Origin of the sequence: Streptomyces sp. SID14478 (genome assembly GCF_010548525.1) — a bacterium.
Taxonomy (GTDB): domain Bacteria; phylum Actinomycetota; class Actinomycetes; order Streptomycetales; family Streptomycetaceae; genus Streptomyces.
Map to the genome: position 1 here is coordinate 1 of NZ_JAAGMG010000389.1, position 9,004 is coordinate 9,004.

Annotated in this window: 9 protein-coding genes; 5 read left to right on the forward strand and 4 right to left on the reverse strand. The window is 72.0% G+C overall.

The window, feature by feature from the left end; translation table 11 throughout:
- On the reverse strand, positions 1-489 hold a 489-nt coding region (locus G3I40_RS12870; RefSeq protein ID WP_164302295.1), incomplete at its 3' end, for a questin oxidase family protein.
- Positions 490-537: 48 nt separating this feature from the next.
- Positions 538-1,077 carry a GNAT family N-acetyltransferase gene (locus tag G3I40_RS12875; RefSeq protein WP_164302302.1) on the reverse strand — a complete coding sequence of 180 codons (540 nt, stop codon included), beginning with the start codon at positions 1,075-1,077 and terminating at the stop codon, positions 538-540.
- 176 nt (positions 1,078-1,253) lie between these two features.
- On the opposite strand from G3I40_RS12875, the gene G3I40_RS12880 reads away from it, so the two are divergent.
- A complete protein-coding gene (locus G3I40_RS12880; RefSeq protein ID WP_164302296.1) occupies positions 1,254-2,261 on the forward strand; it encodes a sigma-70 family RNA polymerase sigma factor in 1,008 nt (335 codons plus the stop codon).
- A 175-nt stretch (positions 2,262-2,436) separates the two neighbouring features.
- Here G3I40_RS12880 and G3I40_RS12885 read toward each other — a convergent pair whose 3' ends face one another.
- Complete coding sequence (locus tag G3I40_RS12885; protein ID WP_164302297.1) at positions 2,437-3,429, reverse strand: YafY family protein; 993 nt, start codon at positions 3,427-3,429, stop codon at positions 2,437-2,439.
- Positions 3,430-3,491: 62 nt separating this feature from the next.
- On the opposite strand from G3I40_RS12885, the gene G3I40_RS12890 reads away from it, so the two are divergent.
- Complete coding sequence (locus G3I40_RS12890; RefSeq protein ID WP_203643959.1) at positions 3,492-4,991, forward strand: MFS transporter; 1,500 nt, start codon at positions 3,492-3,494, stop codon at positions 4,989-4,991.
- Positions 4,992-5,010: 19 nt separating this feature from the next.
- On the opposite strand, the gene G3I40_RS12895 is transcribed toward G3I40_RS12890, so the two are convergent.
- On the reverse strand, positions 5,011-6,261 hold the full coding sequence (locus G3I40_RS12895; protein ID WP_343244913.1) for an extracellular solute-binding protein: 1,251 nt from the start codon (positions 6,259-6,261) through the stop codon (positions 5,011-5,013).
- A 112-nt stretch (positions 6,262-6,373) separates the two neighbouring features.
- Between G3I40_RS12895 and G3I40_RS12900 the strand changes: the two genes are divergently transcribed.
- The 3 genes from G3I40_RS12900 to pfkB form a co-directional block, all read left to right on the forward strand.
- Positions 6,374-7,138 carry a glucose 1-dehydrogenase gene (locus G3I40_RS12900; protein ID WP_164302299.1) on the forward strand — a complete coding sequence of 255 codons (765 nt, stop codon included), beginning with the start codon at positions 6,374-6,376 and terminating at the stop codon, positions 7,136-7,138.
- A 234-nt stretch (positions 7,139-7,372) separates the two neighbouring features.
- A complete protein-coding gene (locus tag G3I40_RS12905) occupies positions 7,373-8,134 on the forward strand; it encodes a DeoR/GlpR family DNA-binding transcription regulator (protein ID WP_164302300.1) in 762 nt (253 codons plus the stop codon).
- Positions 8,135-8,192: 58 nt separating this feature from the next.
- A partial coding sequence (pfkB, locus tag G3I40_RS12910; protein WP_164302301.1) for a 1-phosphofructokinase occupies positions 8,193-9,004 on the forward strand: 812 nt, incomplete at its 3' end.

Here is a 9,004-nt window from a genome sequence, read left to right on the forward strand (position 1 = left end):
CGGCAGGGGCTGGTGGCGGGCGGCCCAGTAGCCGAGGCCGTGGGCGAGTTCGGCGAGGCGGGGTGCGGTCGGCTCGCCGGTGAGCAGGGTGCGTACGGCGTGGCCGACGCGGATCACCGGGTGCGTGGCGCCCGCCGCGATGCCGGGCAGCAGCCGGGGCCACCACTCGGCGAGCACGTCCCGCCAGGGCCGTTCGGCAAGCGCCCGCTCGAAGTGGGCGATCCAGTCGGCGAGGCGCCGCGGGTCACCCAGCGCGGACCGCCACGCGGTGTCGTCGATGCGGGAGCCGGGGGAGGGCATCTCGTCGAGCCGCTGCGCGTACCGGTCGAGCCAGCGGTGCACGCGGGGCGCCTGGCCGCCGCGTACCAGGGACTCCACGGCCATCGGGCCGTGATTGCTGAGCCAGCCGTCGAACTCGGGGCCGGTGGTGTGCAGCCGCTCGAGCGCTTCGTCGAGGGTGCCCGTGGTGTCGACCGTCGTGTCGTCCATGCCGGGAGACTAGACACGGGCAGGCACGGTGCGTAACGGTCCGTGGCCCTAGTCCTTGCGGCCGAGCTCCTTCTCGTACCAGGCGACGTCCCAGTACGTGCCGAACTTCCTGCCGACCTCCTGGTACGTGCCCACGTGCCGGAAGCCGAAGCGGGCGTGGAGGCGGGCCGAGGCCTCGTTGGGCTGGGCGATGCCCGCGTACGCGCGATGCAGGTCCTCCTCCTCGAGCGCCTCGAAGAGCGCCTTGTAGAGGAGGGTGCCGATGCCGCGGCCGCCCGCGCCGGGGGCGCAGTAGACCGTGACCTCGACCGATGTGTTGTAGGCGGCCTTCGCGCGAAAGGGGCTCGACGTCGCGTATCCGAGCAGAGGGCCATAAGTCCCGTCCTTGCACCCCTGCGCAACCATCAGGCGGTAGGGGCCGTCTTCAGGGTGGGAGAGCAGCCAAGGACGTCGCTCTTCCGGAGTGAAGACGACTGTGTCGAATGTGATCGGCGTCTCGCGAACATAGTGGTTGTAGAGGTCGGTGAGTGCGCCGAGGTCACCCTCGACTCCCGGCCTGACCTGCACCTCTGTGGGCTTCGACACCATCTCGTCTCCCCTTCCGCGCCGCACGGCGGCGACAGGGTACTGCATGATCACAAAAAAGATGAGGCGGCTTGGGAATTCTGTCCGGATTCCAGTCGTTGTTTCCATCGGATGCAGGGCACCCGGGAGGGTGTACGAGCCGTCCGGCTCAGCCGACCTACCATCGCAAGGGAGCACGCATGGCAACCCGTGCCGTAGCCCGTCGTAAGTCCGCCGCGTCCGGCGAGACTGACGCGGCACGCAGTGTTCGCGCCGTGGGCGGGGAGATCGCCGACCGCGACCTGGTCGGCATGTACCTCGACGAGATCGCGCGCACACCGCTGCTCGACGCCGCAAAGGAAGTCGAGCTTTCCCAGACCATCGAGGCGGGCGTGTACGCCCAGCAGATCCTCGACGGTGAGGTCTCCGACAGCAAGGCCGCGGGACAGGCGTCCCGCGAGGAGCTGGAGGCGCTGATCGCCGAGTCGGAGAAGGCCAAGGACGTCTTCATCCGGTCGAACCTGCGCCTCGTCGTGGCCGTCGCCCGCCGCTATCCGCGCAGCGGCCTGCCCCTGCTCGACCTGATCCAGGAGGGGAACGCGGGCCTGGTGCGCGCCGTCGAGAAGTTCGACTACCGCAAGGGCTTCAAGTTCTCCACGTACGCGACGTGGTGGATCCGCCAGGCCATCACCCGCTCCATAGCCGACCAGTCCCGCACCATCCGCCTCCCCGTCCACCTGGTCGAGGAGCTGGGCCGCATCCGCCGGGTGCAGCGCGAGTTCAACCGCGAGCACGGCCGCGACCCGGAGCCCGCGGAGATCGCCGCCGAGCTCGACGCCAAGCCGGAGCGCGTCGTGGACGTGCTGGACTGGGCCCGCGACCCGGTCTCGCTGAACATGCCGGTGGACGACGAGGGCGAGACCCAGTTCGGCGACCTGCTGGAGGACACCTCCGCGGTCTCGCCCGAGCAGTCCGTCCTGACCCTGCTGCGCAGCGAGGAGCTCGACGACCTGATCGGCCGCCTCGACCAGCGCACCGCGTCCATCATCAAGATGCGGTACGGCATCGTCGACGGCCGTGAGCGGACGCTCACCGAGGTCGGCAAGGAGCACGGTCTGACCCGCGAGCGCATCCGCCAGATCGAGAAGCACGCGCTCCTCGAACTGAAGAAGCTGGCGCGCGACACGGGCTTCGACGCCGCGGCGTAATTCCTCCGGGAAACGTTCATCGGGCGGCCCGCATCGAAGGATGCGGGCCGCCCGATGTGTGTGCGGGCACGGGGCGCGGGGCTGCGTCATCAGCGACTGCGCCGTGGAGCGCGACCAGCCGCCACCGGCCCCGCCCCCGGCAACGAAAGGGCCACCCCGCAGACGCCAAGGCGCATCAGGACGGCCCGCTGGACTCGCCCCCGGCCCGCGCCATCCGTCCCCCCAACTCCCGTACGGCCACCACCAGTTCCGGCGGACCCACGACCCGGAACTCGAACCCCGTCATCGCCAGCCGCACCGCCATCCACTCCACCGGCCCCGACGCCGACGCCCGCACCCGGCACCCGCCCCCGGCCAGCGCCTCCGGGCGGCCCACCGCGGCCGGGACCTTCTCGGCGACGTCCTCGGCCGGCGCCGAGAACTCCACGTCCACCTCGTACGTGCCGCCGCCCCGGGTCTCCATCGACCGGCGCAGATACTCCGCCGCGTCCCCCTCCGGCACCTCCCGCGGAACGAACCGCGCCCCGGTCGCGAACGGCTCCGACACCCGGTCGACCCGGAACGTGCGCCAGGCGTCGCGATCGATGTCGTACGCCACCAGGTACCAGCGGCGCCCCGTCGAGACCAGCCGCAGCGGTTCCACCAGGCGGCGCGTCGCGTTGCCGTCGGCCGCGCGGTAGTGGAAGCGCAGGCGCTCCGTGCCGGCCGCGGCCGAGGCGATGACGGTGAGGGTCTCGGGCGCGATGGTGGCGCCGTCCCCGAAGGCCAGCGGCATCGTCGCCGCCTGGAGGGTGGAGACCCGGTGGCGAAGGCGCGACGGCAGCACCTGTTCCAGCTTGGCGAGGGCGCGGACCGAGGCCTCCTCCACGCCCTCCACGGCGTGGCCCGCCCCGGCCCGCAGGCCCACCGCGATCGCCACGGCCTCCTCGTCGTCGAGGACGAGCGGCGGCAGCGCCTTGCCCGCGATCAGCCGGTAGCCGCCGTCGGCGCCCATCGAGGCCTGGACGGGATAACCGAGGTCGCGCAGCCGGTCGATGTCGCGGCGGACCGTGCGCCGCGAGACGCGGAGCCGGTCGGCGAGCTCGCCGCCGGGCCACTCGCGGGGCGTCTGCAGGAGGGACAGGAGCTGGAGCAACCGGGCCGGGGTGTCCGTACTGGTCGTCGTCATGCCTTCAGGATGCCCGCTGATTAGGCCGCGACCTGACCTACATGACCCGTACCGTTCTTCCCATGACCTCAACCGCAGCACCGAAGACCGACGACCGTCGGCGGTGGTTCGCGCTCGCCATCGTGATGACGGCGGCGTTCATGGACCTCGTCGACGTGACCATCGTGAACGTGGCCCTGCCCACCATCCAGCACGACGAGGGCGCCACCACCGGTCAGATCCAGTGGATCACCGCCGGATACGCGCTCGCCTTCGCCGCGCTGCTCATCACGGGCGGCCGGCTCGGTGACATCTTCGGCCGCAAGCGGCTCTTCCTGCTCGGCATAGCCGGCTTCACGCTCGCCTCCGCGCTGTGCGGTTTCGCCGCCAACCCGGAGATGCTCGTCGCCTCCCGCATCCTGCAGGGCGGCATGGCCGCGCTGATGGTGCCGCAGGTCCTGTCGATCGTGCACGCCACGTTCCCGGCGCACGAGCGTGGCAAGGTGTTCGGCCTGTTCGGCGCGATCGTGGGCCTGGGCGCCGTGACGGGCCCGCTGTTGGGCGCGCTGCTCACCGAGTGGAACATCGCGGGCCTGGAGTGGCGTCCGATCTTCCTCATCAACCTGCCCGTCGGCATCGCGGCGCTCGTCCTCGGCTCCCGCGTCATCACCGAGTCGAAGGCCCCCAAGGCGCTGAAGCTGGACCTCGTGGGCGTCGTGCTCGTCACCCTCGCCATGCTGGCGCTCGTCTACCCGCTGACCCAGGGCCGGGAGAACGGCTGGCCGCTGTGGGGCTTCGTGATGATGGCGGCGTCCGTCGTGATCGTCGCGGTCCTGGTCGCGTACGAGAAGGCGAAGACGCGGCGCGACGGCTCCCCGCTCATCGAGCTGTCCCTGTTCAAGGTGAAGAGCTTCGCGGCGGGCATCGCCGTGCAGACCGTCTTCGGCCTGGTCATGGGCATCTTCTTCCTGACGTGGACCCTCTACATGCAGGTCGGCCTCGGCTGGAGCGCGCTGCGGGCCGGGCTGACGGGCGTCCCGTTCTCGATCGCGGTCTCGGTCGCCGCCGGCATCTCCGTGCAGAAGCTCGTCCCGCTCTTCGGCCGCAAGGTGCTGCAGGCGGGCGCGCTCCTGATGGCCGCCGGCGTCCTGATCTACGTGTACGAGTCCCGGCACTACGGCCTGGACATCGCCTCCTGGCAGATGGCGCTGCCGCTGGTCGTCATGGGCCTGGGCATGGGCCTGATCGTCGCCCCGCTGACCGACGCGGTGCTCTCCGAGGTGCCGCGCGAGCACGCGGGTTCGGCGTCCGGCCTCATCAACACGGTGATGCAGATGGGCAACGCGCTCGGCCTCAGCCTGGTCTCCGTCGTCTTCTTCAACGTCGTCGAGGACCACATGAAGGCGGGCGCGGGCAATGCGGCCTTCATCGACGGCTTCCGCAGCTCGCTGCTGTGGGCCGCGGGCATCCTGGTCGGCATCTTCCTGCTGATGTTCGCGCTGCCGCGCAAGCCGGTGGTCGGCGCCGAGGAGAAGGCCGCGGCCGCGCAGGACGAGGGCGAACGCGAGCCCGAGCTGGTCTGAGCCGCACCCCGTCAGGCACTCAGGCGCTGGACCTGCCCACCCGGTCCAGCGCCTGCAGCACGTCCGCGGGGCGCCCGCCGCGCACCACGGCCCGGCCGATCCGCTCGCGCACGGCGGCGCGCACCGTCGGCCAGGACCGCAGCCCCACCGGGTGGAACTCGGCTTCCGGCATCTGGTCGACGAACGGCCACAAAGCCCGCTGCGAGGTGTCCGCCCGCAACTGCTCCGAGCCCGACACGGTCACCGGCAGCGTGGTCTGCCCGGCGCCGTACGCAGCGGCGGAACCGCGGCTGAACAGGAACGTCAGGAACTTCCCCGCCTCCGCGGCGGGGCCGCCGTCCTTGAACGCCATCATCCAGTCGTTGAGCCCGACCGGCGGCGCCGCCTCCCCGTCCTTCCGGGGGAAGGGCGCGTCGCCGTACGACAGACGCGCCTTGGTGGCCGCGGCGAGCAGCACCGGGTGGGCGATGAGCATGCCGACCCGGCCCGCGAGGAAGTCGGCGTAGGCCCGGGTCCGGGTGAGCTGCGCGGGGTCGGGGCCCGCGAGGCCGGGGGCGACGAGTTCGTCGCGCAGCCAGGTCAGCGTCGCCTCGTTCTCGGCGGAGGCGAAGTCGTAGCCGCCGATGTCCGAGTAGCCGCCGCCGCCCGCGAGCAGCCAGGCGAGCAGCTCGTCCTCCGCCGACTCGGGGCCGAACTGCAGCGCGTAGGGGGTGGGGACCCCGCTCTCCTTCAACGCCCTTGCCGCGGTGAGGAGTTCGGCCCAGTCGCCGGGCGGTCCCGTGAGCCCGGCCCGCTGGAAGAGCGCCTTGTTGTGGAACAGGCGCGGGGTGCTGGCCAGGATCGGGATGCCGTACTGGACGTAGTCGACCTTGCCCGCGTCGGAGAACGACGTGATGAAGTCCGCCTGGGTCGGTATCGCGAAGAGGTCGTCGACCGGGTGGAGCCTGCCGTCCTCGGCGTACGGGGCGAAGACGTTGCCCTGGGCGATGGCGGGCGGGCGGCCGTCCTTGACGCGGCGGGCGAGCGTCGCGTCGATCTTGAGGAACGGGACGCGTTCCACCGCGATCCGGATGTCCGGGTGCTTCTTCTCGAAGGCCTTGGCGACGTCGTCCCACTGGTCGCCGATCGAGGCGCCGACGCTCTTGTCGTAGCTCGCGACCAGGAGGTCGAGGGTGACCTTGCCGTCGCCGCCGGTGCCGCAGCCGTTCAGGGCCAGGGCTCCCGCCCCGGTAAGGCCTGCTGTCCGAAGGAGGAATCGTCGTCGCCGCACTGCTTACGCCCCGCTCGCCGCATGTGGTCAGGCATGATCATTTCTGGTGGTGGCATATTTTGCCACATGGGCATACCGTGACGGCGCGATACCCCGATGAAGTGGAGCCCCCATGAACAACCTCACCGGCAAGACCGTGCTCGTCACCGGTGGCGCCCGCGGGATCGGCGCCGAGATCGTCCGGCTGGCGGTGGCCGCCGGTGGCAACGTGGTGATCAGCGACGTACTGGACGAGGAGAGCGCGGCGCTCGCCGCCGAGCTGGGGGAGCGGGCCCGCTACGTGCACCTCGACGTCACCTCGCAGGAGGAGTGGCAGGCCGCCGCCGCGCACGCCGTCGCGGAGTTCGGCCGCCTCGACGGACTGGTGAACAATGCCGGCATCTCCACCGGCATGCCCTTCGAGACGGAGAGCGTCGAGCGCTTCCGCCAGGTCGTCGACATCAACCTCGTCGGCGTCTTCGCCGGCATGAAGACCGTCGTGCCCGCGATGAAGGAGGCCGGCGGCGGCTCCGTCGTCAACATCTCCTCCGCGGCAGGTCTGATGGGCCTCGCGCTCACCTCGTCGTACGGCGCCTCCAAGTGGGGCGTGCGCGGGCTCACCAAGATCGCGGCGGTGGAGCAGGGCACGTCGGGGATCCGCGTGAACTCCGTGCACCCCGGCATGACGTACACCCCGATGACCGCCCAGGTCGGCATCCAGCAGGGCGAGGGCAACTACCCGAACACCCCGATGGGCCGGGTCGGCGAGGCCGACGAGATCGCGAGGGCCGTGGTGTTCCTGCTCTCCGACGACTCCTCGTACGTGACCGGCGCGGAGCTGGCCGTGGATGGCGGCTGGACCACGGGTCCGACGGTGAAGTACGTGATGGGTCAGTAGCGGTTCCGGCCCTCGCCGCGGCGCCGGTCCCGGCCGTTCGTGGCGCAAGGTCTGTGCAGGGCCCGGTCCTCCTTCCCGGAGGGCCGGGCCCTTCGGCGTGCGTGCGGCGGGTCCAATGCCCGTTTGTGTCCGCAGGATGCCCGATCTCGTTTACTTCTCGGAAATCCGGCCGTACTCTCTGGGTGAAGTCGCAGATTCGGGCACACTCAAAAACGAGGGCACAGGTAAACGGGCATGTACGCACCGGAGCGCCAGCAGGAGATCCTCCGCCTCGCCCGCGACGGCGGGCGGGTCGACGTGCTGTCCCTGGCCGCCGAGCTCCAGGTCACCGCCGAGACCATCCGGCGCGACCTGAAGGCACTGGACCGGGCCGGGCTCGTCCGCCGCGTGCACGGCGGCGCCATCCCGGCCGGGCGGCTCGACTTCGAGCCCGACCTCGCCGAGCGCGAGTCCACCGCCGCCGACCAGAAGGACCGCATCGCCCGCGCCGCGCTCGCCGAACTGCCGGCCGAGGGCAGTGTCGTCCTCGACGCCGGATCCACGGTCGCCCGGCTCGCCGACGCGTTCCCGCTGGATTCCGAACTCACCGTCGTCACCCACTCGTTGCCCACCGCCGCCCGGCTCGCCGACCACCCCGGCGTCCAGCTGCACCTCGTCGGCGGCCGGGTCCGGCACCGCACCCGCGCCGCCGTCGACGCCTGGGCGCTGCGCGCGTACGGCGAGATCCGCGCGGACGTCGTCCTCCTCGCGGCCAACGGATTCTCCACCGCGGCCGGCCTGACCACCCCGGACCTCGCCGAGGCCGCCGTGAAGCGCGCGGCCGTCGCCGCGGCCCGCCGGGTCGTGCTGCTCGCCGACTCCGGCAAGCACGGCCAGGAGCACTTCGCCCGGTTCGGCGACCTCGCCGACGTCGACCTCCTCATCACGGACACCGGTCTCGCCCCCGAGGACGCGGCCGCGATCGAGGCGGGCGGCACGGAGGTGATCCGCGCGTGAACACGCCCTCACCCAGCACCAGTTGCACCACCCGAGCACGGAAGCGGCGATACGCGGCATGATCCTCACCGTCACCCCCAACCCCTCCCTCGACCGCACCTACGAGCTCCCCGGACTCGACCGCGGTGAGGTCGTCCGCGCGAGCGGCGAGCGCATGGACCCGGGCGGCAAGGGCGTCAACGTCTCGCGGGCGGTCGCGGCGGCCGGCGCCCCCACCCTGGCCGTGCTCCCGCTGGGCGGCGCCCCGGGCGCCCTGGTCGCCGAACTCCTGGCCGACCAGGGCATCGAGGTCGCCCCGGTCCCGGTCGCGGGCCACACCCGCTCCAACATCTCCCTCGCCGAACCGGACGGGACGCTGACGAAGATCAACGCACCCGGGCCCGAACTGACCGCCCAGGAAGCCGAGTCGCTGCTGTCGACGGTCGGGGAGCGGTCGGCCGGCGCCGACTGGATCGCCTGCTGCGGCAGCCTCCCGCGCGGCCTCGCGCCGTCCTGGTACGCCGAGTTGGTGGCCCGCGCGCACGCCGCGGGCGCCCGGATCGCACTCGACACCTCCGGCCCCGCACTCCTCGCGGCCCTGCGGATGCGCCCCGACGTCGTCAAGCCCAACGCCGAGGAACTCGCCGAGGCCGTCGGCCGTCCGCTCGCCACGGTCGGCGACGCGGTGAAGGCGGCGGAGGAACTGAGGGCGGCGGGCGCCGTGTCCGTCCTCGCCTCGCTCGGCGCGGACGGCCAGATCCTGGTCGACGCCGCGGGCGCCTGGTTCGCGAGCGCCCCGGTCGCCGCGGTCCGCAGCAACGTCGGCGCGGGGGACTCCTCCCTGGCCGGGTTCCTGATCGCCGGCGGCGAGGGCCCCGCGGCGCTGGCCTC